27 protein-coding genes and 2 pseudogenes are annotated in these 24,885 nt (G+C 67.5%); 22 read left to right on the top strand and 7 right to left on the bottom strand.

Features of this window, described 5'->3' with window-relative positions:
• Nucleotides 1–2 precede the first annotated feature (2 nt).
• From AC5Y3P_RS20390 to AC5Y3P_RS20360, 7 genes and pseudogenes are all read left to right on the top strand, one after another.
• The gene (locus AC5Y3P_RS20390; protein ID WP_500047756.1) at nucleotides 3–1,163 is read left to right on the top strand and encodes a glycosyltransferase family 4 protein; all 1,161 of its coding nucleotides are present in this window, start codon (nucleotides 3–5) and stop codon (nucleotides 1,161–1,163) included.
• On the top strand, nucleotides 1,163–2,194 hold the full coding sequence (locus AC5Y3P_RS20385; RefSeq protein WP_500047755.1) for an NUDIX hydrolase: 1,032 nt from the start codon (nucleotides 1,163–1,165) through the stop codon (nucleotides 2,192–2,194). The genes AC5Y3P_RS20390 and AC5Y3P_RS20385 overlap by 1 nt, the downstream gene beginning before the upstream one ends.
• A 61-nt stretch (nucleotides 2,195–2,255) precedes the next feature.
• Nucleotides 2,256–3,188, top strand: a complete 933-nt coding sequence (pdxS, locus tag AC5Y3P_RS20380) for a pyridoxal 5'-phosphate synthase lyase subunit PdxS (RefSeq protein ID WP_500047754.1) — start codon at nucleotides 2,256–2,258, stop codon at nucleotides 3,186–3,188.
• A gap of 22 nt (nucleotides 3,189–3,210) precedes the next feature.
• Entirely contained in the window at nucleotides 3,211–4,071 is an 861-nt protein-coding gene (gene tesB, locus AC5Y3P_RS20375; RefSeq protein WP_500047753.1) for an acyl-CoA thioesterase II, read from the top strand.
• A complete protein-coding gene (gene pdxT, locus AC5Y3P_RS20370) occupies nucleotides 4,068–4,652 on the top strand; it encodes a pyridoxal 5'-phosphate synthase glutaminase subunit PdxT (protein ID WP_500047752.1) in 585 nt (194 codons plus the stop codon). The genes tesB and pdxT overlap by 4 nt, the downstream gene beginning before the upstream one ends.
• 94 nt (nucleotides 4,653–4,746) lie before the next feature.
• Nucleotides 4,747–4,899: pseudogene (locus tag AC5Y3P_RS20365) on the top strand (type II toxin-antitoxin system VapB family antitoxin); the annotation flags it as partial.
• A gap of 65 nt (nucleotides 4,900–4,964) precedes the next feature.
• Nucleotides 4,965–5,384 (top strand): PIN domain-containing protein, encoded by a 420-nt coding sequence (locus tag AC5Y3P_RS20360; protein ID WP_500047751.1) that lies wholly within the window; start codon nucleotides 4,965–4,967, stop codon nucleotides 5,382–5,384.
• Nucleotides 5,385–5,447: 63 nt separating this feature from the next.
• Here the strand turns inward: AC5Y3P_RS20360 and AC5Y3P_RS20355 are convergent, their stop codons facing one another.
• The 3 genes from AC5Y3P_RS20355 to AC5Y3P_RS20345 are packed head-to-tail and all read right to left on the bottom strand — an operon-like array spanning nucleotide 5,448 to nucleotide 7,653.
• The gene (locus AC5Y3P_RS20355; RefSeq protein WP_500047750.1) at nucleotides 5,448–6,347 is read right to left on the bottom strand and encodes an SDR family NAD(P)-dependent oxidoreductase; all 900 of its coding nucleotides are present in this window, start codon (nucleotides 6,345–6,347) and stop codon (nucleotides 5,448–5,450) included.
• On the bottom strand, nucleotides 6,344–7,255 hold the full coding sequence (locus tag AC5Y3P_RS20350) for an NAD(P)-dependent oxidoreductase (protein ID WP_500047749.1): 912 nt from the start codon (nucleotides 7,253–7,255) through the stop codon (nucleotides 6,344–6,346). Before AC5Y3P_RS20350 ends, AC5Y3P_RS20355 begins: the two co-directional genes overlap by 4 nt.
• Nucleotides 7,252–7,653 carry a carboxymuconolactone decarboxylase family protein gene (locus AC5Y3P_RS20345; RefSeq protein ID WP_500047748.1) on the bottom strand — a complete coding sequence of 134 codons (402 nt, stop codon included), beginning with the start codon at nucleotides 7,651–7,653 and terminating at the stop codon, nucleotides 7,252–7,254. Before AC5Y3P_RS20345 ends, AC5Y3P_RS20350 begins: the two co-directional genes overlap by 4 nt.
• Before the next feature lie 160 nt (nucleotides 7,654–7,813).
• Here AC5Y3P_RS20345 and AC5Y3P_RS20340 point away from each other — a divergent pair, with 160 nt between their 5' ends.
• The 8 genes from AC5Y3P_RS20340 (at nucleotide 7,814) to ruvB (ending at nucleotide 12,450) form a co-directional block, all read left to right on the top strand.
• On the top strand, nucleotides 7,814–8,257 hold the full coding sequence (locus AC5Y3P_RS20340) for a hypothetical protein (RefSeq protein ID WP_500047747.1): 444 nt from the start codon (nucleotides 7,814–7,816) through the stop codon (nucleotides 8,255–8,257).
• Nucleotides 8,258–8,283: 26 nt separating this feature from the next.
• Nucleotides 8,284–8,424 carry a hypothetical protein gene (locus AC5Y3P_RS20335; protein ID WP_500047746.1) on the top strand — a complete coding sequence of 47 codons (141 nt, stop codon included), beginning with the start codon at nucleotides 8,284–8,286 and terminating at the stop codon, nucleotides 8,422–8,424.
• Between the two features lie 75 nt (nucleotides 8,425–8,499).
• A complete protein-coding gene (locus AC5Y3P_RS20330; protein ID WP_500047745.1) occupies nucleotides 8,500–9,255 on the top strand; it encodes a YebC/PmpR family DNA-binding transcriptional regulator in 756 nt (251 codons plus the stop codon).
• A 51-nt stretch (nucleotides 9,256–9,306) separates the two neighbouring features.
• Entirely contained in the window at nucleotides 9,307–9,651 is a 345-nt protein-coding gene (locus AC5Y3P_RS20325) for an ArsR/SmtB family transcription factor (RefSeq protein ID WP_500047744.1), read from the top strand.
• 3 nt (nucleotides 9,652–9,654) lie between these two features.
• Nucleotides 9,655–10,143, top strand: a complete 489-nt coding sequence (locus AC5Y3P_RS20320) for an SRPBCC family protein (protein ID WP_500047743.1) — start codon at nucleotides 9,655–9,657, stop codon at nucleotides 10,141–10,143.
• Nucleotides 10,144–10,232: 89 nt separating this feature from the next.
• Nucleotides 10,233–10,799, top strand: coding sequence for a crossover junction endodeoxyribonuclease RuvC (ruvC, locus tag AC5Y3P_RS20315; protein ID WP_500047742.1), 567 nt, complete (start codon nucleotides 10,233–10,235; stop codon nucleotides 10,797–10,799).
• Entirely contained in the window at nucleotides 10,796–11,392 is a 597-nt protein-coding gene (gene ruvA / locus AC5Y3P_RS20310; protein WP_500047741.1) for a Holliday junction branch migration protein RuvA, read from the top strand. Before ruvC ends, ruvA begins: the two co-directional genes overlap by 4 nt.
• Nucleotides 11,389–12,450 carry a Holliday junction branch migration DNA helicase RuvB gene (gene ruvB / locus AC5Y3P_RS20305; protein ID WP_500047740.1) on the top strand — a complete coding sequence of 354 codons (1,062 nt, stop codon included), beginning with the start codon at nucleotides 11,389–11,391 and terminating at the stop codon, nucleotides 12,448–12,450. Before ruvA ends, ruvB begins: the two co-directional genes overlap by 4 nt.
• A 92-nt stretch (nucleotides 12,451–12,542) precedes the next feature.
• Here the strand turns inward: ruvB and AC5Y3P_RS20300 are convergent, their stop codons facing one another.
• Nucleotides 12,543–13,181: an MmpS family transport accessory protein gene (locus AC5Y3P_RS20300; RefSeq protein ID WP_500047739.1), complete on the bottom strand. Its 639-nt coding sequence runs from the start codon at nucleotides 13,179–13,181 to the stop codon at nucleotides 12,543–12,545.
• Between the two features lie 112 nt (nucleotides 13,182–13,293).
• Here AC5Y3P_RS20300 and AC5Y3P_RS20295 point away from each other — a divergent pair.
• A pseudogene (locus AC5Y3P_RS20295) lies at nucleotides 13,294–13,446 on the top strand (DUF1304 domain-containing protein); the annotation flags it as partial.
• Nucleotides 13,447–13,473: 27 nt separating this feature from the next.
• Here the strand turns inward: AC5Y3P_RS20295 and AC5Y3P_RS20290 are convergent.
• Nucleotides 13,474–13,845: a hypothetical protein gene (locus AC5Y3P_RS20290; protein ID WP_500047738.1), complete on the bottom strand. Its 372-nt coding sequence runs from the start codon at nucleotides 13,843–13,845 to the stop codon at nucleotides 13,474–13,476.
• Between the two features lie 452 nt (nucleotides 13,846–14,297).
• Between AC5Y3P_RS20290 and yajC the strand changes: the two genes are divergently transcribed.
• The 6 genes from yajC (at nucleotide 14,298) to AC5Y3P_RS20260 (ending at nucleotide 22,438) form a co-directional block, all read left to right on the top strand.
• The gene (gene yajC / locus AC5Y3P_RS20285) at nucleotides 14,298–14,624 is read left to right on the top strand and encodes a preprotein translocase subunit YajC (protein WP_500047737.1); all 327 of its coding nucleotides are present in this window, start codon (nucleotides 14,298–14,300) and stop codon (nucleotides 14,622–14,624) included.
• Nucleotides 14,625–14,716: 92 nt separating this feature from the next.
• Nucleotides 14,717–16,525 (top strand): protein translocase subunit SecD, encoded by a 1,809-nt coding sequence (gene secD, locus AC5Y3P_RS20280; protein ID WP_500047736.1) that lies wholly within the window; start codon nucleotides 14,717–14,719, stop codon nucleotides 16,523–16,525.
• Nucleotides 16,526–16,528: 3 nt separating this feature from the next.
• Nucleotides 16,529–17,812 (top strand): protein translocase subunit SecF, encoded by a 1,284-nt coding sequence (gene secF, locus AC5Y3P_RS20275; protein WP_500047735.1) that lies wholly within the window; start codon nucleotides 16,529–16,531, stop codon nucleotides 17,810–17,812.
• A gap of 4 nt (nucleotides 17,813–17,816) precedes the next feature.
• A complete protein-coding gene (locus AC5Y3P_RS20270) occupies nucleotides 17,817–19,481 on the top strand; it encodes an ABC transporter substrate-binding protein (protein WP_500047734.1) in 1,665 nt (554 codons plus the stop codon).
• On the top strand, nucleotides 19,478–20,023 hold the full coding sequence (locus AC5Y3P_RS20265) for an adenine phosphoribosyltransferase (protein WP_500047733.1): 546 nt from the start codon (nucleotides 19,478–19,480) through the stop codon (nucleotides 20,021–20,023). The genes AC5Y3P_RS20270 and AC5Y3P_RS20265 overlap by 4 nt, the downstream gene beginning before the upstream one ends.
• Nucleotides 20,024–20,086: 63 nt before the next feature.
• Entirely contained in the window at nucleotides 20,087–22,438 is a 2,352-nt protein-coding gene (locus AC5Y3P_RS20260; protein WP_500047732.1) for a RelA/SpoT family protein, read from the top strand.
• Between the two features lie 136 nt (nucleotides 22,439–22,574).
• On the opposite strand, the gene AC5Y3P_RS20255 is transcribed toward AC5Y3P_RS20260, so the two are convergent.
• Together AC5Y3P_RS20255 and AC5Y3P_RS20250 are read right to left on the bottom strand one after the other, a co-directional pair.
• A complete protein-coding gene (locus AC5Y3P_RS20255; protein WP_500047731.1) occupies nucleotides 22,575–23,519 on the bottom strand; it encodes a hypothetical protein in 945 nt (314 codons plus the stop codon).
• Nucleotides 23,520–23,633: 114 nt separating this feature from the next.
• Nucleotides 23,634–24,635, bottom strand: coding sequence for a SecDF P1 head subdomain-containing protein (locus AC5Y3P_RS20250; protein WP_500047730.1), 1,002 nt, complete (start codon nucleotides 24,633–24,635; stop codon nucleotides 23,634–23,636).
• Between the last annotated feature and the right edge of the window lie 250 nt (nucleotides 24,636–24,885).

The following is a 24,885-nucleotide window of genomic DNA, read 5'->3' as shown; positions in this document are numbered from 1 at the left end:
ACATGCGCATCGGCATGGTCTGCCCGTATTCGTTCGACGTCCCCGGTGGCGTGCAATCGCACGTGCTGCAACTCGCCGAGGTGATGCGCGGACTGGGCCATGAGGTCAGCGTGCTGGCGCCGGCTTCGCCGGATGTCGAGCTGCCCGACTACGTGGTGTCCGGCGGTAGGGCCGTCCCGATCCCGTACAACGGCTCGGTGGCGCGGCTGCGGTTCGGCCCCGCCACCCACCGCAAGGTCAAGAAGTGGCTCGCCGAAGGCGATTTCGACGTGCTGCACCTGCATGAGCCGAACGCGCCGAGCCTGTCCATGCTTGCGCTGCAGGCCGCCGAGGGTCCGATCGTGGCGACCTTTCACACCTCGACGACGAAGTCGTTGACGCTCAGCGTCTTTCAGGGCATCCTGCGGCCGTTCCACGAGAAGATCATCGGCCGGATCGCGGTGTCTGACCTGGCCCGCCGCTGGCAGATGGAGGCGCTGGGCTCCGATGCCGTCGAAATCCCCAACGGGGTGGACGTTTCCGCGATCGCGAAGGCGCCACTGCTACCCGGCTACCCGCGGCCCGGCAAGTCGGTGCTGTTCCTCGGCCGCTACGACGAACCCCGTAAGGGCATGTCGGTGCTGCTGGGGGCGTTGCCCGCTCTGGTGGACCGTTTCCCCGAGGTCGAAATCCTGATCGTCGGTCGCGGCGATGAGGCCGAATTGCGGGAAACGGCTGGGGAATTGGCTTCTCATCTGCGATTTCTGGGACAGGTCGACGACGTCGAGAAGGCCTCGGCATTTCGCAGCGCCGACGTGTACTGCGCACCGCACACCGGCGGCGAGAGCTTCGGCATCGTGCTGGTGGAGGCGATGGCGGCCGGCACCGCGGTGGTGGCCAGTGAACTGCACGCCTTCCGCCGGGTGCTGGACGACGGCCGGGCCGGTCGGTTGGTCCCGATCGGGGACTCGGCCGCGCTGGCGGCCGCGTTGATCGAGGTGCTCGACGATGACGCGGTGCGTGCCGCGTTGCTCGATGCCGCCGACCAGGTCGTCGGCCGGTACGACTGGTCGGTGGTGGCCGAGCAGATCTTGCGGGTCTACGAAACCGTGGCCGGCGCCGGCAGCAAGGTGACGGTGGCGGGTGCCGCCGAGCGCGGTGCGGCGCCTCGGGGTAGCCGCTGATGACCTGGGTGCTGATCACCGTTGCCGCGGTGTTGGTGTTGGCGTTCGCCCTGACCGTGATGTGGGCATTCCAGACCGCGAACCGTCTGGACCGCCTGCACGTCCGCTACGACCTGTCCTGGCAGGCGCTCGACGGGGCGCTGGCCCGCCGGGCCGTGGTGGCGCGCGCGGTGGCTCTCGACGCCTACGGTGACGGTGCCGAGGGCAAACGCCTGATCGCGTTGGCCGGTGCGGCCGAACGGGCGCCGCGTGCTGCCCGCGAAACCCGGGAGAACGAGTTGTCGGCCGGATTGGCCGTGGTCGAGGTCAGCACGCTGCCGGCCGCGCTGGTTGCCGAACTCGCCGACGCCGAGGCCCGCGTGCTGTTGGCCCGCCGCTTCCACAACGACGCCGTCCGCGACACCCTGGCGCTGCGGGAACGCCCGCTGGTTCGGTTGCTGCGGCTCGGTGGGCATGCGCCGATGCCGACCTACTTCGAGATCGCCGAGCGGGTCCCCGACGCGCCGTCGACGGCGGCGCCCTCGGGCGCCGAACCCGAGGTGCGCACCTCGGCTCGGGTGGTTTTGCTCGACGAGACCGGCGCGGTGCTGCTGTTCTGCGGCTCCGACCCGGCGATTACCGACGGCAGCGCGGGTCGTTTCTGGTTCACCGTCGGCGGGCAGCTGCTCGACGGGGAGCCGCTGGTCCAGGCCGCGGTGCGGGAACTGGCCGAGGAGACCGGCCTGCGGGTGCCGCCGGAGCAGGTGGTCGGACCGATCTGGCGCCGCGATGCGGTGATCGACTTCAACGGCTCGGTGCTCAACAGCCAGGAGTTCTTCTTCGTGGTGCGCACCCACCGATTCGAGCCCACCGATGTCGGCCGCACCGAATTGGAGCGTCGCTACATTCACGGTCACCGATGGTGTGATGCGGCTCAAATCGCGGCCCTGGCGGCCGCGGGTGAGACGGTGTACCCGTTACAGCTTGGCGAGTTGCTGGAAAGTGCAGCCCACGCTGTCGGACCCGTTGCAGCCCCGCAGGTCATCCGGTGAGGAATCCGATTTGTCGGCCCCCCTTAGACTGGTGGCCAGAACAGCCAAAGGAGAGGTAGCCGTGGACAGGCGAGAAGGTCAGACCGCTGGCAACAATGGGACGGCCCCCAGCGGTCAGACCGGCACCGCCCGCGTCAAGCGAGGCATGGCCGAGATGCTCAAGGGCGGCGTCATCATGGACGTCGTCACCCCCGAGCAGGCCCGGATCGCCGAAGCCGCCGGCGCGGTCGCCGTGATGGCGCTGGAGCGGGTGCCGGCCGACATCCGGGCCCAGGGCGGGGTGTCGCGGATGAGCGATCCCGACATGATCGAGGGCATCATTGCCGCGGTCACCATCCCGGTGATGGCCAAGGTGCGGATCGGGCACTTCGTCGAGGCGCAGATCCTGCAAAGTCTCGGCGTCGACTACATCGACGAATCCGAGGTACTCACCCCGGCCGACTACACCCACCACATCGACAAGTGGCGCTTCACGGTGCCGTTCGTCTGCGGTGCAACCAACCTTGGTGAGGCGCTGCGCCGGATCACCGAGGGCGCGGCCATGATTCGTTCCAAGGGGGAAGCCGGCACCGGTGATGTGTCCAACGCCACCACCCATATGCGTCAGATCGGCGGCGAGATCCGTCGACTGTCTTCGCTGTCGACGGACGAATTGTATGTTGCGGCAAAGGAATTGCAGGCGCCTTACGAGCTGGTCGCCGAGGTGGCCCGGGCCGGCAAGCTGCCGGTGACGCTGTTCACCGCGGGCGGTATCGCCACCCCGGCCGATGCGGCGATGATGATGCAGCTCGGCGCCGAGGGGGTCTTCGTCGGCTCCGGCATCTTCAAGTCCGGTGACCCGGCCGCCCGGGCCGCAGCGATCGTGAAGGCCACCACCTTCTACGACGACCCCGACGTGCTGGCCAAGGTGTCGCGCGGTCTGGGCGAGCCCATGGTCGGTATCAACGTCGAGGACATCGCGCAGCCGCACCGCCTGGCCGAGCGCGGCTGGTAGACCCGCAGGACCGTCCCGACAAGTGGCAATCGAAGAGATCCTCGACCTCGAACAACTCGAGGTGAACATCTACCGCGGCGGCGTGTTCAGCCCCGATTCCGGTTTTTTGCAGCGCACCTTCGGTGGGCATGTGGCCGGCCAGTCGCTGGTCTCCGCGGTGCGCACGGTCGACCCGGGCTTCGCCGTGCATTCGCTGCACGGCTACTTCCTGCGGCCCGGTGACGCGCGCGCGCCGTCGGTGTACTTCGTCGAGCGGATCCGCGACGGCGGCTCGTTCTGCACCCGTCGGGTCAGCGCGATCCAGCACGGACAGACGATCTTCAGCATGTCGGCGTCGTTCCAGACCGACCAGACCGGCATCGAGCATCAAGACGCGGTGCCGATGGCCCCGCCGCCCGATGACCTGCCCGGGTTCCGCTCCGGCGGGGCCTTCGACGACGCCGGGTTCGCCCAGTTCGACGAGTGGGACGTGCGGATCGTGCCGCGGGACCGGCTGGAACGCACCCCGGGTAAGGCGTCCCAGCAACAGGTTTGGTTCCGGCACCGGGATCCGCTGCCCGACGACCCGGTGCTGCACATCTGCGCGCTGGCCTACATGAGCGATCTCACGCTGCTGGGTTCGGCGCAGGTCAATCACATCGAGGAGCGCAAGCACCTGATGGTGGCCTCGCTGGACCACGCGATGTGGTTCATGCGGGCGTTCCGGGCCGACGAGTGGCTGCTGTACGACCAGTCCTCGCCGTCGGCGTGCGGCGGCCGAGCGCTCACCCAGGGCAAGATCTTCAACCGGTACGGCGAGATGGTCGCCGCGGTCATGCAGGAAGGCCTGACCCGCTACCAACGCGGTTACCGCGAGGCGGACCGACCCGAGTCCAGTCGGTGAGCGCGCCCCGGATCGGGGTGCTCGCGCTGCAAGGCGATACCCGGGAGCATCTCGCGGCGCTGCGCGCGGCCGGCGCCGACGCGATCACGGTACGCCGAGCCAGCGAACTCGAATCCGTCGACGGTCTGGTGATCCCGGGCGGTGAATCGACCGCGATCAGCCACCTGCTGCGGGTTTTCGACCTGCTCGAACCGCTGCGCGCCCGGTTGGCCGACGGCATGCCGGCCTACGGCTCGTGCGCCGGGATGATCCTGCTGGCCACCGAGATCCTCGATGCCGGTGCCGAGGGACGGCGTGCCGAACCGCTTGCGGCCATCGACATGACCGTGCGGCGCAACGCGTTCGGCCGCCAGGTGGACTCCTTCGAAGGCGACCTCGACTTCGTTGGGCTGGATTCACCGGTGCACGCGGTGTTCATCCGGGCGCCGTGGGTGGAGCGGGTCGGCCCGGACGTCGAAGTGCTGGCGAGTGCGGCCGGACATCCGGTGGCGGTCCGGCAGGGCCGAGTCATCGCCACGGCGTTTCACCCCGAGGTGACCGGGGACCGACGCATCCACCAATTGTTCGTCGACTCGCTGTAGTTCGATCGGTAGCCGCTGTCCCCGCCGGAATGCGGGAGCACCACGATGTTGATGACATACAGTATCTATGTACATAGCCAATACTGGAGGGCACGTGACCGTTACTCAAATCGATCTCGATGACGAGACGCTTGCTGAGGTCATGCGTCTTGCCGGCGTGCACACCAAGAAGGAGGCGGTGAACCTCGCGATGCGCGATTACGTGGCCCGCTTTCGCCGGGTGGAGGCACTCGCTCGTAGCCGTGAGCAGGCGCGGAACTGGGACCATCAGGGTTGGATCGCAGCACGGGAAGACGAGAAGGCCGTCGGCAAGTGATCCACTTCCTGGTCGATTCCTCTGCGGTTTGGCGGCTCCAACGGCATCCAGAGCTCACCGGGCAGTGGGACCCGGTCATCGCCAGTGGTGCTGTCGGATCGTGCGAACCGCAGCGCGCCGAGTTCCGCCGGTCTGCCCGCAATGTCGATGAGATCGACCAGATGAACCAGATGTTCACCGGTCTCTACCCCGAGGTGGCAGTGCCGAAGTCGATCTGGCGGTGGATCGAATCAGCACAGCATCGGCTCGCCGGGGTCGGCGCGGCGCGGGCCCTGTCGGTGGTCGATCTGATGGTCTGTGGCACGGCTGCCGCAGCGGGGCTGACGGTATTGCACGACGACGGCGATTACGAGCTGGCCCAGCGGCATCTGCCCGATGTCACGGCGCGGCGCGTGACCGACCACGCGTCAGCCTGAGACGCCGACGGGTAGCTGCCCGGAAGCCACTTCGCCTGCGGGTCCTGCCCTTTCAAGCTCGGGTCATGACGACGAGATGCCGCACAGGGATTCCGATATCTGCCACAGCCTTTCGGCCCGCTCCGGATCGACGGCGTAGGACTCGACATCGGTACGCACCGCGCAGTCGGACAGATACACCCCGGCGGTGTCGGCGAGCTCGGTGCTGATCGCTGCCCACACCTGGGTGGCCGCACCCTGCTCGGGGGTCAGCACCTCGAAGGACGCGCCGGCGGCCCGCGCGCCGAGGTCGGCGAAGTCCTCGCGGGTCATGTGCCGAGCCAGGTTGGTGCCCACCACGCCCGGGTGCACCGCGAACGTCCGGATGCCGCGGCCGCCCAGCTGTCGGTTGAGCTCGACGGCATGCAGGATGTTCGCGGTCTTGGCGGCGCCGTAGGCGGCGAACTTGTCGTAGTCGCGGCGCTGCCAGTTCGGGTCGTCCAGATCGACGTCGGCGATCCGATGGCCCTCAGAGGACAGGTTGATGATCCGGGCGCCCTCGGCCAGCTGGGCCCGGAGCAGCTCGGTCAGCGCGAAGTGGCCGAGATGATTGGTGCCGAACTGCATTTCGAAGCCGTCGGCGGTGCGGCCGAACGGCGTGAACATCACCCCGGCGTTGTTCATCAGGACGTTGATGGTCGGGGCGACCTCGGCGATCTGGGCTGCAGCGGTGCTGATGCTGCCCAGTGCCGTGAGGTCGAGGAGCACCGAAGACAACCGGGCACCCGGTGTTTCGGCCTCGATGGCCGCCCGGGTCCGCGCGAGCGCGTCGGCGTTGCGCGCGGTCAGCACGACGTGCGCCCCGGCCGAGGCCAGGGCGCGTGCCGATTCGCGGCCCAAACCAGACGAGGCCCCGGTGATCACATGGGTCTGCCCGGTCAAGTCGGTTTCAGCGACGAGCTGTGCGGCGGTCGGATTGGTCACGGGGTGTCTCCTGCGGTTGCGGTCGGTCGGCCTTCGACGATCACGCCGGCGGCCTGCTCCATTGGCTTGATCACCGAGGTGAAGTCGGATTCCGGGCCTTCGGCTTCGAGTGTGTGCGCCCAGATCTGATGCACGGTCTCGGCCATGTCGCTCGGCAGGCCAAGGGTTTTCGCCTCGTCGAGGTACAGCCGGACGTCCTTGGCCATCAGCCCGGTGGCGAAGCCGTAGTCGAAGCTGCGGGGGAGCACCGCACGGGGAAATTTGTCCCGACTGGCGTGTGTGCCACCAGAACCGGCGTTGAGCACGTCGATCATCACGTCGGCGTCCAATCCGGCTTTGACGCCCATCACCATCACCTCGGAGGTGGCTGCCAAGGTGGTGGCGGCCATCAAGTTGTTGATCAGCTTCATGGTCTGGCCGGCACCGGGCTGCTCGGAGACGAAGATCGCGCGGCCGATCACATCGAAAACCGGTGCCAGCGAATCGAACTCGCTGCGCGGGCCGGACACCATCACGGCCAGGGTGCCGGCCTCGGCGCCGTGCACGCCACCGCTGACCGGGCTGTCCAGGGCAGCAATGCCACCGGCTGCCAGCACGGCGTGATTGCGTTGGGCGGCTTGGCCGCCCACCGTCGAGAGATCCACGAAACGCTGCACCTTGGACCCGGTCGCCACCTCGGCGACCACGGCCTCGGAGACCTGCGGGGTAGGCAGGCTGGCCAGCACGGTCTCGGCCCGGTCGGCGACGTCGCGCACCGACTCCGCGGCCTGGGCGCCCAGCGCCACCGCCTGGGCCAAGACCTCGTCGCGCACGTCGAACGTGATCACCGGGAAGCCGGCGGCCAGCAGCCGGTTCATGATCGGCCGGCCCATGTTGCCCAGGCCGATGAAGCCGATCTCGGGTTTCACGAGCTGGCCTCGCTCGAGTCGTCGGCGTCGAGTTCGGCGAACACCGCGCGGGCCAACCGGAAGCTGTCGACCGCGGCCGGGATGCCGGCGTAGATGCCGACCTGCAGGAACACCTCGCAGATCTCGTCGCGGGTGACGCCGTTGTTGAGTGCTCCGCGAATGTGGGTGCTCAGCTCGTGTGGCCGGTTCAAGACCGCGATCATCGCCAGGTTCAGCATGCTGCGGGTCTTGAGTTCCAGGCCGTCTCGACCCCACACGGCGCCCCAGCAGTACTCGGTGACCAGATCCTGCAGCGGCTTGGAGAAGGCGTCGGCGTTGCCGGCGGCCTGGGCGACGTAGTTTTCGCCCAACACGGCGGTACGGATCGCCATGCCCTTGTCGTAGGTGTCCTGATCCATGGCGCCCCTTTCAGACGTCGCGTGCAGGTAAATCCTCTGCACTCTCCATCCTCGCGAGCGTGCAGCTGCATCCTCACTATTTGTAGATGCATCTGGGTGCCCGCCCGGAAGCAGGGGTGATCGCCGAGACAGCAGGGCGATCCGGTGGTAGAGACATCCCATGACGACGCTCGAGGTGCAACCGCAGCCGCGGATCGACACCCTCGTGGCGACACCAGACGGTGAGCAACGTCGGCGCACCGAGTACAGCGGGACGGTGTGGCTGAACGGCAAGCCCGAGATCCGAGGTCTGACGATGGGCCGATCGGCCAGTGCGCCGCGCGGCATCGTGATGCCCGGGTTTGACGTGTCGTACTTCCTGCCGGACAGCCTGCCCTACGAGCGCTCGGCGTTGGGGGAGCCGATCCTGTCCGTCTCAACCGCGCTGCAAGGCGGTGGTGACGCTGCGGGCGCCATCATCAATGCCTCGGCCGTCTTCGCCGACGACCCGTCGGGACGTCCGACCTGGATCCAACTGCATCTGCAGGGCTATGTGTCCTGGCCGGCTGGGATCAGCTATCGCGTGGTGGCGCTGACGCCGGTGCCGGCGGTTCTCACCGGATAGCGGCGGGCCGCACCTTGGTCGTTTGGGTGCTGCTGACGCTGGCGATCGTGGTCGTGGCCCCGATCGGCATGGCGATCGGACGCTGGCGGCAATGGCACATCTGGGAATGGCCGGTGCTGTGCGCCGCCTCGGTGGGCACGAGGTTCGTCTTGCTGCGGGCGTTGTAGACGTCGTATCGAGCGCGGTCGGGCCGGCAACGTAAACTGATGGGCCGGAGTTAACCGGAAAAGGGGCATACCTGCATGAGCGGCCATTCCAAGTGGGCCACCACCAAGCACAAGAAGGCCGTCATCGATGCCAAGCGCGGCAAGATGTTCGCCAAGCTGATCAAGAACATCGAGGTCGCAGCGCGTGTCGGTGGCGGTGACCCGGCCGGCAACCCGACGCTGTACGACGCCATCCAGAAGGCCAAGAAGTCCTCGGTGCCCAACGACAACATCGAGCGGGCCCGCAAGCGCGGCGGCGGCGAAGAGGCCGGCGGTGCCGACTGGCAGAACATCACCTACGAGGGCTACGGCCCCAACGGGGTGGCGGTGCTGATCGAGTGCCTGACCGACAACCGCAACCGGGCCGCCGGTGAGGTGCGGGTGGCGATGACCCGCAACGGCGGCAACATGGCCGACCCGGGCTCGGTGGCCTACCTGTTCACCCGCAAGGGTGTGGTGACCCTGGACAAGGGCGAGTTGAGCGAGGACGACGTGCTGACCGCGGTGCTCGACGCTGGCGCCGAAGAGGTCAACGACCTCGGTGATTCCTTCGAGATCATCTCCGAGCCCACTGACCTGGTGGCGGTGCGCACCGCGCTGCAGGAGGCCGGCATCGACTACGACTCGGCCGAGGCCAGCTTCCAGCCGTCGGTGACCGTTCCGGTGGACCTCGAAGGCGCCCGCAAGGTGCTCAAGCTGATCGACGCGCTCGAGGACAGCGACGACGTGCAGGACGTCTACACCAACATCGACATCCCCGACGACGTCGCCGCGCAACTCGACGAGGAGTAATCCGGCGCAGGGTCCTGACAACATACAACCGATTGGTTGTATGTTGTAGGTGTGGCCGATGCAGCCGAGGACCGGGCCGACGCCCTGTTCCACGCGCTGTCGGATCGCACCCGACGGGACATTCTGCGCCGGGTGTTGGCCGGCGAGCATTCGGTCTCGGCGCTGGCGGCGAACTACGACATGAGTTTCGCCGCGGTGCAAAAGCACGTCACCGTGCTTGAACGGGCTGGCCTGATCGTCAAGAGGCGCAGTGGCCGTGAGCAATTGGCAAGCGGTGACGTCGAAGCGGTACGTGCGGTCTCGTCGATGCTGACCGAGTTCGAGTCGGTGTGGCGGGGGCGGATCGCACGGATCGACGAACTGCTGGAAACCGAGAAAACCACCCCGGAGGCCTGAGCCATGCCCGTCACCAGCGTCACCCACGACATCGACACCCTGACCCTGACCATCACTGCGGAATTCGCCGCGCCGCGGACCCGGATCTGGCAGGTCTACGCCGACCCGCGCCAACTCGAGAAGGTCTGGGGGCCGCCGGAATACCCGGCGACCGTCGTCGAGCACGACTTCAACCCCGGTGGCCGGGTCACCTACTACATGACCGGGCCGGACGGCCAGAAGTTCCCCGGCTACTGGGAACTCATCGAAGTCGACGAACCCCACGGCTTTTCGTTCCGGGACGGCTTCGCCGACGAGGACTTCAATCCCGTTGCGGCCATGCCGGTTTCGACCTGCAGCTATTCCTTCGTGGAAGCCGGCGGGAAGACCCTGGCGACCTACGTCTCGGTCTTCGACTCGGCAGAAGGTTTGCAGCAGGTCCTCGACATGGGCGTGGTGGAGGGGTCCACCGCCGCGATCAACCAGATCGACGAACTGCTGGCGGCCGGCTGAACCTGCCGGTGCAGGCGTGTCCCTACCGCGGATTGTCGTCATCCACGGCTAAGGTATCGAACAGCTGTTCGTAACCGGAAGGGCTGGCTGTGCGTGTGATGGGCGTCGACCCCGGGTTGACCCGCTGTGGACTCTCGATGATCGAAAGCGGCCGCGGCCGGCAGGTCATCGCGCTGGACGTCGACGTGGTGCGTACCCCGGCCGACCAGCCGCTGGCCAAGCGCCTGCTGACGATCAGCGACACCGTCGAGCACTGGCTGGACACCCACGTCCCGGACGTGATCGCGATCGAGCGGGTGTTCTCCAACCAGAACGCCAACACTGCGATGGGCACCGCACAGGCCGGCGGCGTGATCGCGCTGGCGGCCGCGCGCCGCGACATCGACGTGCACTTCCACACGCCCAGCGAGGTCAAGGCCGCGGTCACCGGCAACGGTCGCGCCGACAAGGCTCAGGTCACCACAATGGTCACCAAGATCCTCGAGTTGCAGCAGAAGCCCACGCCCGCCGACGCCGCCGACGCACTGGCGTTGGCCATCTGTCACTGCTGGCGCGCGCCGATGATCGCCCGGATGGCCGCCGCCGAAGCCCTGGCCGCCGAACAGCGGCGCAAGTACCAGGCCACCCTGAAGGCGAAAGCGAAGGCCCGCACATGATCTCCTCGGTGCGCGGCGAAGTGCTCGACATCGCGTTGGACCACGCGGTGATCGAGGCCGCAGGTATCGGCTATAAGGTGCTGACCACTCCGGCGACGCTGGCCACGTTGCGTCGCGGCGACGAGGCGCGGTTGATCACCGCGATGATCGTGCGCGAGGACTCGATGACGTTGTACGGCTTCGCCGATCCCGATGCGCGCGATGTGTTCAACACGTTGCTCGGGGTGTCCGGGGTGGGACCCAAGATCGCGTTGGCCACGCTGGCGGTCTACGACGCGCCGACGTTGCGGCAGGCCTTGGCCGACGGCGACATCGCCGCGCTGACCCGAGTGCCGGGCATCGGCAAGCGCAGTGCCGAACGGCTGGTGCTGGAACTGCGCGACAAGATCGGCGCCACACCGGCCGCCTCCGGTGTATCAGCAAGTCCGAACGGGCATGCGGTGCGCGGTCCGGTGGTGGAAGCCCTTGTCGGACTGGGCTTCGGCGCCAAGCAGGCCGAAGAGGCCACCGACAAGGTGTTGGCCGCGGATGCCGACGCCAACACTTCGACCGCGCTGCGGGCCGCCCTGAATCTGTTGGGTAAGACCAAGTGAGCCGGTTCGAGGACGACGACGAAGTCGAGGATCGGGAGGTTTCGCCTGCGCTCACGGTCGGTGAAGGCGACGTCGACGCCAGCCTGCGGCCCCGTTCACTGGACGAGTTCATCGGCCAGCCTCGGGTGCGCGAGCAGTTGCAGTTGGTGATCGAGGGTGCCAAGAACCGCGGTGGCACACCGGATCACATCCTGCTGTCCGGACCGCCCGGGTTGGGCAAGACCTCGCTGGCGATGATCATCGCCGCCGAGTTGGGTTCGTCACTGCGGGTCACCTCCGGCCCAGCGCTGGAACGCGCGGGGGACCTGGCCGCGATGCTGTCCAATCTGGTCGAAGGCGATGTGCTGTTCATCGACGAGATCCACCGCATCGCCCGACCCGCTGAGGAGATGCTGTATCTGGCGATGGAGGACTTCCGGGTCGACGTCGTCGTCGGGAAAGGTCCTGGGGCGACGTCGATTCCACTCGAAGTGGCGCCGTTCACCCTGGTCGGCGCAACCACCCGGTCCGGTGCGCTGACCGGGCCGCTGCGCGACCGGTTCGGGTTCACCGCACACATGGACTTCTACGAACCCGCTGAACTGGAACGCGTGCTGTTCCGGTCGGCCGGCATCCTGGGCATCGAGTTGGGCAAGGAGGCCGGCGCCGAGATCGCCCGCCGCTCGCGCGGCACGCCGCGGATCGCCAACCGGTTGCTGCGCCGGGTGCGTGACTACGCCGAGGTGCGCGCCGACGGCACCATCACGCGCGACGTCGCCAAGGCTGCGCTCGAGGTGTACGACGTCGACGAACTCGGGCTCGATCGGCTCGACCGCGCCGTGCTGTCGGCGTTGATCCGCAGCTTCGGCGGTGGCCCGGTTGGGGTTTCGACGTTGGCGGTGGCGGTGGGGGAGGAAGCCGCCACCGTCGAGGAGGTGTGCGAGCCGTTCCTGGTGCGTGCCGGGATGCTGGCGCGCACCCCGCGCGGCCGGGTGGCCACGGCTGCGGCGTGGACGCACCTGGGGTTGACGCCGCCGCCGCAAGCGGCCGGGTTGGGGCAGCAGGGGCTGTTCGAGTAGTTGGGCCCAGCCCGCGAACACCGGTCGGTCTGAAACGCAGGAAGCCGCGCCGGCAGGGTCCGGCACGGCTTCCTGGTAGGGGTGCTCAGCGTCTAGCTGGCCAAGCAGGGCTCGGTGTAATCGCAGGTCTTGATCACCTTGCTGCCGCGCTTGATCTTCATGGTGATGTCCAAGCTGTCGCCGCCGAAGGACAGCGGGGCTGCCGAGACCATCGGGATCCGGGGCTCCGGGGAAACCGTGATGGACCACGGCAGATCGGTGGTGACCACTTCGATGGGATTCGAGTCGTCATCGGTCGCATACGAGATGATCGCCCGGCTCGCCGAACCGTCTACCTCATAAGTGATTCCGTCACCGGAACCGTCGTCGGACGAGCTGTCGTCACCGGAATCGTCGGTGGTGGACTTCTTGTTCGGCGCTGACGTCGTCTCCTGCGCGGTGGTCGAGGAATCGTCGTCACCGCCACCGCTGAGCACGATGGCCAACACGGCCACCAATGCGATGACCAGGACCGCGACACCACCAAGAATCCAGGGCAGCTTGTTCTTCGGCGGCTGGCCGTACGGTGCGCCACCGTAGCCCGGCTGGCCGTAGGGCTGCTGGCCGTATTGCGGTTGGCCGTACTGCTGCTGCCCATACTGCGGGCCGTAGGCCGCTCCGGGATCACCCGCTGCGCCCGGGTAGTTCGCGCCGTTGCCTGGTGAGTTGTACGGATCCTGGGGTGGGTACATGGGTGGTCTCGAGCCTTTTCTGGGAGAGCGGATGTCGGGGTGGTTGTTGCGTAAGGTCTAAGCGGCGGATCCCGGACCGGGATCGACCATCAACCTACCGTCGGTGTTCGGTGGTGCGGCGTTGCTGTTCGCCGGGGTCGGCTCGATGGCGGCGGGGGCACTGGTGCTTGCGATCTCGTCGCCGGACAAGCGCCGCGCCGCAGTGACGCAGGGTCTGTTCCCGGTGATCGCCATCGTCTTGCTGGTCTGGGGCCTGGCGAGCTGACCGGGCTGGGGTCCTCGGCGGTCGCCATCATGACCCCGTCGGCACCAGTCGCAGCGCCGCCGGTCCGGTGTACATCGACGGATGGCCGAAGGCGATGGCGGCTTGCCGAGCCAGGTTCTTTCGGGCGGCGTCGTTCTCCGACAACGCTTTCCAGTTCAAGCGCAGCGCCGAGGGAATGCTCCACCAGCCGCGGGCCAGGTTGTGCCGGCGTGCCTCGGCGAGGGCGGCCGCGCACTCCGCGTAGCTGCCCTGGACGGTGTAGCGGCGCTGGCGCCAGGCCAGCAGCAGTCCGACGTGCTTGACCACCGTTACCTCGAAGGCCGGTTCGTTCGGCTTGGTATCGGTATCGGCATCATCGGCGAGGTTGGTGCAGAACGGCGGGATCTGGGGGCAGCTCATCGAAGTCTCCTTAGTGCTACGGTTTACGGGCTACTGCGGCAACTATGACAGATCAACCGTAGCGACGCAACATGAAAACGCATCGAATCTTCGGTTTGGCGCGGTGAGCTGTGTGACCTGCGCGTATCCGCATCATGGTGGCCAGGTGGCGGCGTGCACGCTGACTGGAGAAGTGTGGGAACACACCGCACACCATCTGAAACCGTAGCGCTGAGGTGGGTTTCTGCTGCGCCTGTCCGCCGGCGCGAAGTCTGTGTGCCCAGCGCTCAGAGGCGACCGCGAACACCGAGGTGCTCTCGATCCAGCCGGCAGTGCGGCGCGGAACTGCTACGCGCCGGAGGTTGAAGCCACCAGCCCGACGGCTGCCCGGGCAAGGGTTCACTCAGTCGGCAATGGCACACTGGTCAATTGCAAACCCCTCTGGACCCACACCGAATACCTAAGAGGCCGTCATGGACCCCATCGTCACTTTGCTCCCGCTGATCCTGATCATGGGCGCCTTCATGTACTTCGCCTCCCGGAAGCAGCGCAAGCAGATGCAGGCCACCATCGACCTGCACGAATCGCTGACCGTCGGAGACCAGGTTCACACCACCTCGGGCCTGCGGGCGACCATCGCCGGGATCACCGACGACTACGTCGACCTGGAGATCGCCCCGGGCGTCGTCACGACCTGGATGAAACTGGCCATTCGGGACCGCATTGACCCCACCGTGGACGAGCCCGAGGAGATCGTGGAGAGCACCGGAACCGACGCGACCACCGACTCGGACCGGTGACCGGCACCTAACGCCAGGTCAGACACGTACTGTTTGCGGTTGCGGGCGGCGACAAGCACGCCCGGGATGGATTTTCGAGGAGACACGACAACGTGGCATCGCCTACGGCCCCGCTGCGGCCGTTCCGCTACCTGACGCTGTTCTTGGTCATGCTGATCGGCGCCTACCTGCTGGTGTTCTTCACCGGCGATAAGGAAGCCCGCCCGAAACTCGGCATCGACCTGCAGGGCGGAACGCGCGTGACGCTGACCGCGCGCACCCCGGACGGCTCCGCACCCACCCAGGAGGCGCTGGCCCAGGCCCAGGAGATCATCGGCTCCCGCGTCGACGGCCTCGGTGTGTCCGGTTCCGAGGTGATCATCGACGGTCGCAACCTGGTGATCACGGTGCCCGGCACCGACGGCAGCGCCGCGCGCAGCGTGGGCCAGACCGCCCGGCTCTACATCCGGCCGGTGCTGCGTGCCATCCCGCTGGCCAACCTGCAACAGCCCCAGCCCGGGGCACCTGCGGCCCCGGAGGCGCCCGCGCCGGCTGCCCCCGAGGCCCCCGCACCCGCGCCCGAGGGCGAGGCTCCGGCGGCTCCGGCCGAACAAGCGCCGGCCGAACAAGCGCCGGCCGAGGCGCCCGTCGTCCCCGCACCGCAGCCGCGGCCGTTCCCGCAAGACCCGGCACCCACGCCCACCCCGGAGCCGGACGGCACCGAGCCGGCCGCACCCGCGGAAACCGAGGCGCCCGCGCCGGCGCCCGGCGCACCGGGTGAGGACGCCGCGCCGCCGGATCCGGTCAAGGACCGCGCCGCGCGCATCCAGTTCGAAAAGACCATGCGACAGAACGCCAACGAGATCGGCCAGGTGCTCGGCCTGCAGTACATGGTGCAGCGCTGCGGTGAGGAGGACGTGCTCGCCGGCAACGACGACCCCAACCTGCCGTTGGTGACCTGCTCGACCGACGGTCAGACGCTGTACCTGCTGGACAAGTCGATCATCTCCGGTGAGCAGATCTCCAGTGCCAGCTCCGGGATGAATCAGCAGACCGGCCAGAACGTCGTCGACCTGCAGTTCAAGAGCGATGGTGCGGAGATCTGGTCGGAGTTCACCGCCGGCCACGTCGGGACCCAGACCGCGTTCGTACTCGACACCCGGGTGGTCAGCGCACCGGTGATCAACGAGCCGATTCCGGGTGGCAACACCCAGATCACCGGCCAGTTCACCCAGGGCGAGGCCAAGGACCTGGCCAACGTGCTCAAGTACGGTTCGCTGCCGTTGTCGTTCGAGTCCTCGGAGGCCGAGACCGTTTCGGCCAGCCTGGGCCTGTCTTCGCTGCGCGCCGGTTTGATCGCCGGTGCCGTCGGCTTGGCGCTGACCCTGCTCTATGCGCTGTTGTACTACCGGGTGCTCGGGGTGCTGGTGGCAGTGTCGCTGGTGGCCTCGGGTGCGATGGTCTACGCGCTGCTGGTGCTGCTGGGCCGCTACATCGGCTACACCCTGGACCTGTCCGGTATCGCCGGTCTGGTCATCGGTATCGGTATGACAGCCGACTCGTTCGTGGTGTTCTTCGAACGCATCAAGGACGAGATCCGCGAGGGCCGATCGTTCCGCTCGGCGGTGCCACGCGGTTGGGCGCGCGCCCGCAAGACCATCCTGTCGGGTAACGCGGTCAGCCTGCTCGCCGCGGCCGTGCTGTACTTCCTGGCAGTTGGCCAGGTCAAGGGCTTCGCGTTCACGCTGGGCTTGACCACCGTCCTGGACGTCGTCGTGGTGTTCCTGATCACCTGGCCGCTGGTGTTCCTGGCCTCCAAGTCGCCGACGATGGCCAAGCCGGCCTTCAACGGCCTCGGCGCGGTGCAGCAGATCGCCCGGGAACGACGTGAAGCCGCACTGCTTTCGACGGGAGGCAAGTAGCCCGTGACCGAGAACAAGACCGAGACCGGATCGGCCACCGAGTTGACCGAGTCCAGCGGTACTGACGTGGCGGCCAAGACCACCGCGACCACCGCGACCACCGAGGTCCCGCAGCACGGCTTCTTCACCCGGCTCTACACCGGTACCGGCGCCTTCGAGGTGGTCGGCCGGCGCAAGCTCTGGTACGGGGTCAGCGCTGCGATCCTGGCCATCGCAGTGGGCAGCATGGTGCTGCTCGGATTCAACTTCGGTATCGACTTCGAGGGCGGCACCAAGGTATCGATGCCGCAGGGCAGCATCACCAACGAACAGGTCACCGAGGTCGAAACCGCGTTCAGCGACGCGCTGGGCTTCGAACCCCAGTCGGTGGTGCTGGTCGGCAGCGGCGAATCGGCCACCGTGCAGATCCGCTCGCAGGCCCTCGACGAGGATCAGATCAACCAGCTGCGCGGTGCCCTGTTCGACCAGTTCAAGCCGATCGGCGCGGACGGGCAACCGAGCCCGCAGGCGATCAGCGACTCGGCGGTCTCGGAAACCTGGGGCGGTCAGATCACCGAGAAGATGATCTGGGCGCTGGTGGTCTTCGTCCTCATCGTGACCGTGTACATCACGCTGCGCTACGAGCGCTACATGGCGATCGCGGCGCTGGCCACCATGTTCTTCGACCTGATCGTGACCGCCGGGATCTACTCGCTGGTGGGCTTCGAGGTCACCCCGGCCACCGTGATCGGCTTGCTCACCATCTTGGGCTTCTCGCTGTACGACACCGTGATCGTGTTCGACAAGGTCGAGGAGAACACCGCCGGCTTCGAACACACCACCCGGCGCACCTATGCCGAACACGCGAACCTGGCGGTCAACCAGACCTTCATGCGGTCGATCAACACCAGCGTCATCTCGGTGTTGCCGATCATCGCTTTGATCGTGGTCGCGGTCTGGCTGCTCGGGGTCGGCACGCTCAAGGACCTGGCCCTGGTGCAGCTGGTCGGCGTCATCGTCGGTACCTACTCGTCGATCTTCTTCGCCACCCCGCTGCTGGTGTCGATGCGCGAGCGCACCGAGAAGGTGCGCACCCACACCCGTCGGGTGCTCAAGCGCCGGGAGCGGCTGGCCTCGGCCGGTGCTGCCGACGACGCCGGCAGCCCAGACGCGGACGCCGCCGACGACGCCCGGGACACCGTGCAGGCGGCCGCGGTGACCAGCAAGCCGGCTCCGGGGGCGCGCCCCAGCCGCCCGACCGGCAAGACCGGCCGGCCCACCGGCAAGCGGAACGTTCGGCGAGGGTAGGCGCATGCGTGCGCGGTCCTGGGTACGCGGCACGGTCGTGCTGGCCGCCGTCATCGCGCTGACCGCGGCGCTGACGTCGTGTGGGCGCGGCGCGCGGGACAACGTCGACTACGCCGTCGACGGCACCCTGAGCACCTACAACACCAACACCGTGGCAGGCGCGGCGTCGGCCGGGCCGCAGGCATTCGGCCGGGTGCTGACCGGGTTCGGCTACCACGGCCCGGACGGTCAGGTGGTCGCCGACCACGACTTCGGGACGATCTCGGTGGTGGGCCGCGAACCGCTGGTGCTCGACTACCAGATCGCCGATAACGCGGTCTATTCCGACGGCAAACCAGTGACCTGTGACGACATGGTGCTGGCCTGGGTCGCACAGTCCGGGCGGTATCCGCAGTTCGACGCCGCCAGCCGGGCCGGCTACCTCGACATTGCGACCATCGACTGCCAACCCGGTCAGAAGCGGGCCCGGGTGTCGTTCGCGATCCAGCGCAACATCACCGACTACAACCAGTTGTTCACCGCGACCAGCATGATGCCCGCGCACGTCATCGCCGACGAGCTCGGCCTCGGTGACGGCGGTGTGGTCGCCGCGCTGCAGTCCAACGATCCGGTGCAGATCGACCGCGTCGCGCAGGCCTGGAACACCATCTGGGAACTCACGCCCGACCTCGACCTGAAACGCTTCCCATCCTCAGGTCCGTACAAGATCGAATCCGTGCGCGACGACGGCGCCGTGGTGCTGGTCGCCAACGACAAGTGGTGGGCCACCAAGCCGGTCACCGAGCGGATCACGGTGTGGCCGCGCAGCACCGAGGTGCAGGACCGGATCAACGACGGCAGCTTCGACGTCGTCGACATCGCCACTGGATCCTCGGGCACACTGACCATCCCGGACGGGCCGGACGGGTACGACCGCACCGAGACCCCGGCGGCCGGTATCGAAAGCCTGATCTTCTCCCGGCAGGGACCGATGGCGGCGATCCCGGCGCGGCGTGCGCTGGCGTTCTGCACGCCGCGCGACCAGATCGCCGCCAGCGTCGAGCTGCCGGTCAGCAACGTGCGGCTCAACACCGCCCGCGATGACGCGCTGGCGGCCGCCGAGGCCCGCGCCGAGGCCGGCCAGTTCATGGTGGCCAACCCGGAGGCGGCGCGCGCGGAGCTCGACGGCGAACCGCTGACCGTGCGGATCGGCTATCAGACCCCCAACGCGCGGTTGGCCGCGACCGTCGGTGCGATCGCCAACTCGTGTGCGGCGGCCGGAATCACCGTCACCGACGCGTCGTCGGAAACCGTCGGGCCGCGGGCGCTGCTCGACGGTCAGATCGACGTCCTGATCGCCAGCACCGGCGGGGCGACCGGAGCCGGCTCGACCGGGTCCTCGGCGATGGATGCCTACACGCTGTTCACCGGCAACGGCAACAACCTGTCCGGGTACGGCAACGGCCAGATCGACGGTGTCATCTCGGCGCTGGCGGTCACCGTCGATCCCAAGGAACAGAGCCGGCTGATCGGGGAGGGCGCGCCGGTGCTGTGGAACGACATGCCGACGCTGCCGCTGTTCCGCCAGCAGCGCACCCTGATCACCACCAAGCGGGCGTACGCGGTCAGTGCCAATCCGACCCGGTGGGGAGCCGGGTGGAACATGGACCGCTGGGTGATCCGGTCATGACCTCGGGCTCGCTGGATGCCGGTGCGCTGTCGGCGCTGATCGGCGCCAGACTGCGGGAAGTGGCCGATTTCCCCGAACCTGGGGTGGCGTTCAAGGACCTCACCCCGCTGCTGGCCGATCGGGACGGGCTGGCCGCGGTCACCGATGGGCTGGCCGCCCTGGCCGGCGGCGCCGACCTGATCGCCGGTATCGATGCGCGCGGGTTCCTGCTCGGCGCTGCGGTGGCGACCCGGCTCGGCACCGGTGTGCTGGCGGTGCGCAAGGGCGGCAAACTGCCGCCGCCGGTGCGCAGCGAACGCTACGACCTGGAGTACGGTTCGGCGACGCTGGAGATTCCGGCCGAGGGCATCGAGCTTTCCGGCCGGCGGGTGTTCGTCGTCGACGACGTTTTGGCCACCGGCGGAACGATCGTCGCGGCCTGTCGGCTGCTGACCGATTCCGGTGCGCTGGTCACCGGCGCCGGCGTCGTTCTGGAACTCACCGACCTGGGCGGGCGGGCCAACCTCGGCGCGCTGGACGTGACCAGCCTGCATCGAGTCTGATCTGGACGGTTTCGGCGATACCCTGGGAACCGTGACGCGTTAGCTGATTGGGAGGTGACGGCCATGGCTGAGGAGCAGACCACGCTGCCAGCTGCGTCGGACCGCCGTGCCGAAGGGCGCGCGGCCGACCCTGCGCCGGAGACCCCCAAGGCGCCCAGCAGCGCCTCGCGGCGGGTTCGGGCCCGGCTGGCGCGGCGGATGACCTCGCAGCGCGCCGGCATCAACCCGGTGCTCGAGCCGCTGGTCGCGGTCCATCGCGAGATCTACCCCAAGGCCGACCTGTCGGTGCTGCAGCGGGCCTACGCGATCGCCGAGGAGCGGCACGCCACCCAGCTGCGCAAGTCCGGCGACCCGTACATCACCCATCCACTGGCCGTCGCGAACATCCTGGCCGAGCTCGGCATGGACACCACGACGCTGGTTGCTGCGTTGTTGCACGACACCGTCGAGGACACCGGATACACACTCGAGGCGCTGACCGCCGAGTTCGGTGACGAAGTGGGTCACCTGGTCGACGGGGTCACCAAACTGGATCGGGTGGTGCTCGGTACCGCCGCCGAAGCCGAGACCATCCGCAAGATGATCATCGCGATGGCGCGCGATCCGCGGGTGCTGGTGATCAAGGTCGCCGACCGGTTGCACAACATGCGCACCATGCGCTTCCTGCCGCCGGAGAAGCAGGCCCGCAAGGCCCGCGAGACGCTGGAAGTCATTGCCCCGCTGGCGCATCGACTCGGCATGGCCACGGTCAAGTGGGAGCTCGAAGACCTGTCGTTCGCGATCCTGCACCCCAAGAAGTACGAGGAGATCGTGCGCCTGGTGGCCGACCGGGCGCCGTCACGGGATACCTATCTGGCCAAGGTGCGCGCGGAGATCATCGCCACCTTGACTGCTTCACGGATCAACGCCGCGGTCGAAGGCCGGCCCAAGCACTATTGGTCCATCTACCAGAAGATGATCGTCAAGGGCCGCGACTTCGACGACATCCACGACCTGGTCGGGGTGCGGATCCTGTGCGATGAGATCCGGGACTGCTATGCCGCCGTCGGCGTGGTGCACTCGCTGTGGCAGCCGATGGCGGGCCGATTCAAGGACTACATCGCCCAACCGCGCTACGGCGTGTACCAGTCTTTGCACACCACGGTGGTCGGCCCGGAGGGCAAGCCGCTCGAGGTGCAGATCCGCACCCGCGACATGCACCGCACCGCCGAGTACGGTATCGCTGCGCACTGGCGGTACAAAGAATCCAAGGGCCGCAACGGTGTTCCGGCCAACCATGCCGCCGCCGAGGTCGACGACATGGCCTGGATGCGGCAACTGCTGGACTGGCAGCGGGAAGCCGCCGACCCAGGCGAGTTCCTGGAGTCGCTGCGCTATGACCTGGCGGTGCAGGAGATCTTCGTGTTCACCCCGAAGGGGGATGTGGTCACGCTGCCGGCCGGTTCCACGCCGGTGGACTTCGCCTACGCGGTGCACACCGAGGTGGGGCATCGCTGTATCGGCGCGCGGGTCAACGGCCGGTTGGTGGCGCTGGAACGCAAGCTGGAAAACGGCGAAGTGGTCGAGGTGTTCACCTCCAAGGCGCTCAACGCCGGGCCGTCGCGGGATTGGCAGACCTTCGTCGGTTCGCCGCGGGCGAAGGCCAAGATCCGGCAGTGGTTCGCCAAAGAACGTCGCGAGGAGGCCCTGGAGTCCGGCAAGGACGCGATCGCCCGTGAGGTGCGTCGCGGAGGACTCCCGTTGCAGCGCTTGATGACTGGCGAGTCGATGGCTGCGCTGGCCCGCGAGCTCCGGTACACCGACGTGTCTGCTCTGTATACCGCGATCGGCGAGGGGCGCATCTCGGCGCGGCACGTGGTGCAGCAACTGATCGCACAATTCGGCGGTGAAGACGACGCCGAGGACGAGATCGCCGAGCGGCTCACCCCGTCCAGTGTGCCGGTGCGCCAACGTAGTAACGAAGACGTCGGCGTGGCGGTGCCGGGGGCGCCCGGTACCTTGACCAAGCTGGCCAAGTGCTGCACGCCGGTGCCCGGCGACGTGATCATGGGCTTCGTCACCCGCGGCGGCGGGGTCAGTGTGCACCGCACCGACTGCACCAATGCCGCTTCGCTGCAAGAACAGTCCGAACGCATCATCGAGGTCCAGTGGGCGCCCGGGCCGTCGTCGGTGTTCCTGGTGGCCATCCAGGTCGAGGCGCTGGATCGGCATCGACTGCTCTCCGACGTGACGCGGGTGCTGGCCGATGAAAAAGTGAACATCCTCTCGGCGCAGGTGACCACGTCGGATGACCGAGTTGCGGTGAGCCGGTTCACCTTCGAGATGGGCGACCCGAAACATCTCGGGCATGTGCTCAATGTGGTGCGCAACGTCGAAGGCGTCTACGACGTGTACCGGGTGACCTCAGCAGCCTGACTGGTTGCCGCCCGTGCCCCCGCTGACCGCAGTTGCTCCCGCCGACCGAAGTTGCTCCCGCTCAACCGTTTCGTTCGCGCTTATTGAATTCTATTAGCGGCACCAAAACCGCTGAGCGGCAATATGTTCAGTCTCACTAGCCGGTGCTGAGCAACCCTAATCGGGCCAGCCATGGCTTCAGCTTATCCACCAGGAGTCGTGCTTCTAACTCCGCCCAGGTCCAGCGCAGCACCATCGCGCCGGTAGCACGCAGATCGTCTTCCCGTAGCTTCTCCCGGATGACGGCGTCGGCTTCGCTCTCTCCGGCCTGGCGTAGGCGTCCATACTTGTGCAATCCATCGAACTCACCGATCAGTTCACCGGACCAATCGAAATCTGTTCGGTAACTATTTGCGGCGCACTGAAGTTCGTGTTGCAGACGTGGGGCCGGAAGTCCTGCTTCGAGCATCTGGGCGCGGCTCCATGATTCGCCAACGCTTTCAGCGAGCGCGGTGGCCACTGGTAGCGCGCGTCGTGCATGCCCTCCGCCGCGGCGCCGTCGGCTGGTCAGGATCTCGCCCATCAACTGACGCGACGCCCCGGCGCGCAATGCTTGGTCGAAGACGGTAAGCGCCTGGGCGAAGGTGCCGGTGGCGGCGACGTCAACCGCGGTTCGCTCCAGCGTGGTAACTGCGATGCCATCGACGATGGTGATCTCGCTGGCATTCACTTCGGCGGGATGACGGTGCCGGTAGCGATCTATCGAACCCCCGGAGCGCTTTCCGGTTATTACGTGTACGCGCGAAATGTTGGGCTTGAGGAGCGGTACGCCGAGCAGTGCGGCGGCCGACGCATGGCTCAACGGTGCATGCTCTGCATGCCGTAATTCGGAGGTTGCGACCGCAATCGCCTGCATTCGGTGGAGCCGCTGCGCACCGTCAGGCCCATCGAATGAGCGATCGGCTGGGACGTACACGCCTGGGTACACGCGCAGCAGTGTCCGCGCGCGAACCGCGGCAGTGATCTCGCTGTCCGTGAATCCAGACTTGATTGCGGTACTCCTACGGATGAGGCCGAACTCGTCGGCGGGGTAGTAGTTCATACCCCTTTGACGCGCCAGGTCTGGCGACGGTTCCACCAAACTTTCCGATTGTGCAGAGAAGGTCCGTGACACGGAATCCCGGTCCAGACCGGTAGACGGAAGAGCGCGAGGCCGTCAGCGAGCGGCCGACCCGCCTCGGCGCAGAGCAAAGTAGGTCAGCACGCCGATCACGACCAGTGCCACCGATGCACCGAGGGCCAGCATCAGCACCCGCATCGAGGTCGACGGTGGTGTGCCGGCAACGGGGACCGGTGTGCTGTCGTGGATCGTCAAGATGACCGGCAGACCCGGGGCGCTCAGCTTGGCCGCCAAGTCCTCTGCCTCATCGACCGTGAACTGACCGGTGATCTGGGTGTTCCCGCTGGGGATCGGTTCGTTTATCACCGGTGCGCTGACCACGCGGGCATCGACGGTGAAGGCGGTCTGGGCGCCGACGTTGGCGGACGTGAAGTCCGACCAGATCTTGGCGCCCTCGTCGTCGAATTGCAGGTCGATGACGTTCTGACCGGTCTGTGAGTTCAGACCAGAGGTGGCGTCGGCGATCTGCTCTCCGCTCAGGACCGATCTGTCCAGCAGGTAGACGGTCTCGCCGTCGGTCGAGCAGGTGATCAACGGCAGGCTCGGGTCGTCGTGACCGACCAGCACGTCCTCTTCGTCGCACCGTTGGGTCATGTACTGCAGGCCGAGGATCTGCCCGATCTCGTTGCCGCTCTGCCGCATGGTTTTTTCGAGCTTCAGGCGTTCGGCGGGATCGCGCGGCGGATCCGTCTGCGAGGCTTGGTCTTCGGGTGACGGAAGGTTGGCCAGTGGGATGGCCCGCACGACCGGACGGAAATGCAGTTGGCCGGGCTGGATCAGCGCATCCAGGCCATCGGCATCGCCGGGCACCTCGACAATCAGATCGGTGTCCTGCACGGTGATTTCGGCGCCACCGGCTCCGGCTGCACGTAACCGGTGAGCCAAGATCTGCTGGGTCTGGGCCAGCTCGTCCGCCGTCGGTTCGGCGCCGTCGGACGTCTGCGCGGACAAGGTGACCCGGACGCCGTCTCGTGGCGGCCCGCCGGCCCAGAAGTCTTTGGTGAGCAGACCCATGACGGCGTAGACGGCGACCAGCACGACTGCCAGTACCGCTAACGCGACGCGCAACCCTTTGTCGCCGGAAGGCGCGGGTTGCGGTGGCTGCCAACCGAACTGGGGCGGTGCACCGGCTGGCCCGCCGAACTGCGGTGGTGCACCCGCTGGCCCGCCGAACTGGGGCGGTGCACCCGCTGGCCAACCGAACTGGGGCGGTGCACCCGCTGGCCAGCCGGGCTGCGGTGGTGCATCGGCCGGCCCGACGAACTGCGGTGCTGTACCCGCCGCCCCG

The sequence above is a fragment of the Mycobacterium sp. NGS45 genome, from assembly GCF_059812645.1.
The sequence above is the reverse complement of the archived record's forward strand: the minus strand, read 5'-3'. Positions and strand labels throughout refer to the sequence as shown.

Bases quoted from the DNA above. Each gene is read 5' to 3' on its own strand.
- AC5Y3P_RS20390 (WP_500047756.1), top strand. From the start codon at position 3: ATGCGCATCGGCATGGTCTGCCCGTATTCGTTCGACGTCCCCGGTGGC.
- AC5Y3P_RS20385 (WP_500047755.1), top strand. From the start codon at position 1,163: ATGACCTGGGTGCTGATCACCGTTGCCGCGGTGTTGGTGTTGGCGTTC.
- AC5Y3P_RS20345 (WP_500047748.1), bottom strand. From the start codon at position 7,653: ATGGATCAGGACACCTACGACAAGGGCATGGCGATCCGTACCGCCGTG.
- AC5Y3P_RS20340 (WP_500047747.1), top strand. From the start codon at position 7,814: ATGACGACGCTCGAGGTGCAACCGCAGCCGCGGATCGACACCCTCGTG.
- AC5Y3P_RS20330 (WP_500047745.1), top strand. From the start codon at position 8,500: ATGAGCGGCCATTCCAAGTGGGCCACCACCAAGCACAAGAAGGCCGTC.
- AC5Y3P_RS20320 (WP_500047743.1), top strand. From the start codon at position 9,655: ATGCCCGTCACCAGCGTCACCCACGACATCGACACCCTGACCCTGACC.
- ruvA (WP_500047741.1), top strand. From the start codon at position 10,796: ATGATCTCCTCGGTGCGCGGCGAAGTGCTCGACATCGCGTTGGACCAC.
- AC5Y3P_RS20300 (WP_500047739.1), bottom strand. From the start codon at position 13,181: ATGTACCCACCCCAGGATCCGTACAACTCACCAGGCAACGGCGCGAAC.
- AC5Y3P_RS20290 (WP_500047738.1), bottom strand. From the start codon at position 13,845: ATGAGCTGCCCCCAGATCCCGCCGTTCTGCACCAACCTCGCCGATGAT.
- yajC (WP_500047737.1), top strand. From the start codon at position 14,298: ATGGACCCCATCGTCACTTTGCTCCCGCTGATCCTGATCATGGGCGCC.
- AC5Y3P_RS20270 (WP_500047734.1), top strand. From the start codon at position 17,817: ATGCGTGCGCGGTCCTGGGTACGCGGCACGGTCGTGCTGGCCGCCGTC.
- AC5Y3P_RS20265 (WP_500047733.1), top strand. From the start codon at position 19,478: ATGACCTCGGGCTCGCTGGATGCCGGTGCGCTGTCGGCGCTGATCGGC.
- AC5Y3P_RS20260 (WP_500047732.1), top strand. From the start codon at position 20,087: ATGGCTGAGGAGCAGACCACGCTGCCAGCTGCGTCGGACCGCCGTGCC.
- AC5Y3P_RS20255 (WP_500047731.1), bottom strand. From the start codon at position 23,519: ATGAACTACTACCCCGCCGACGAGTTCGGCCTCATCCGTAGGAGTACC.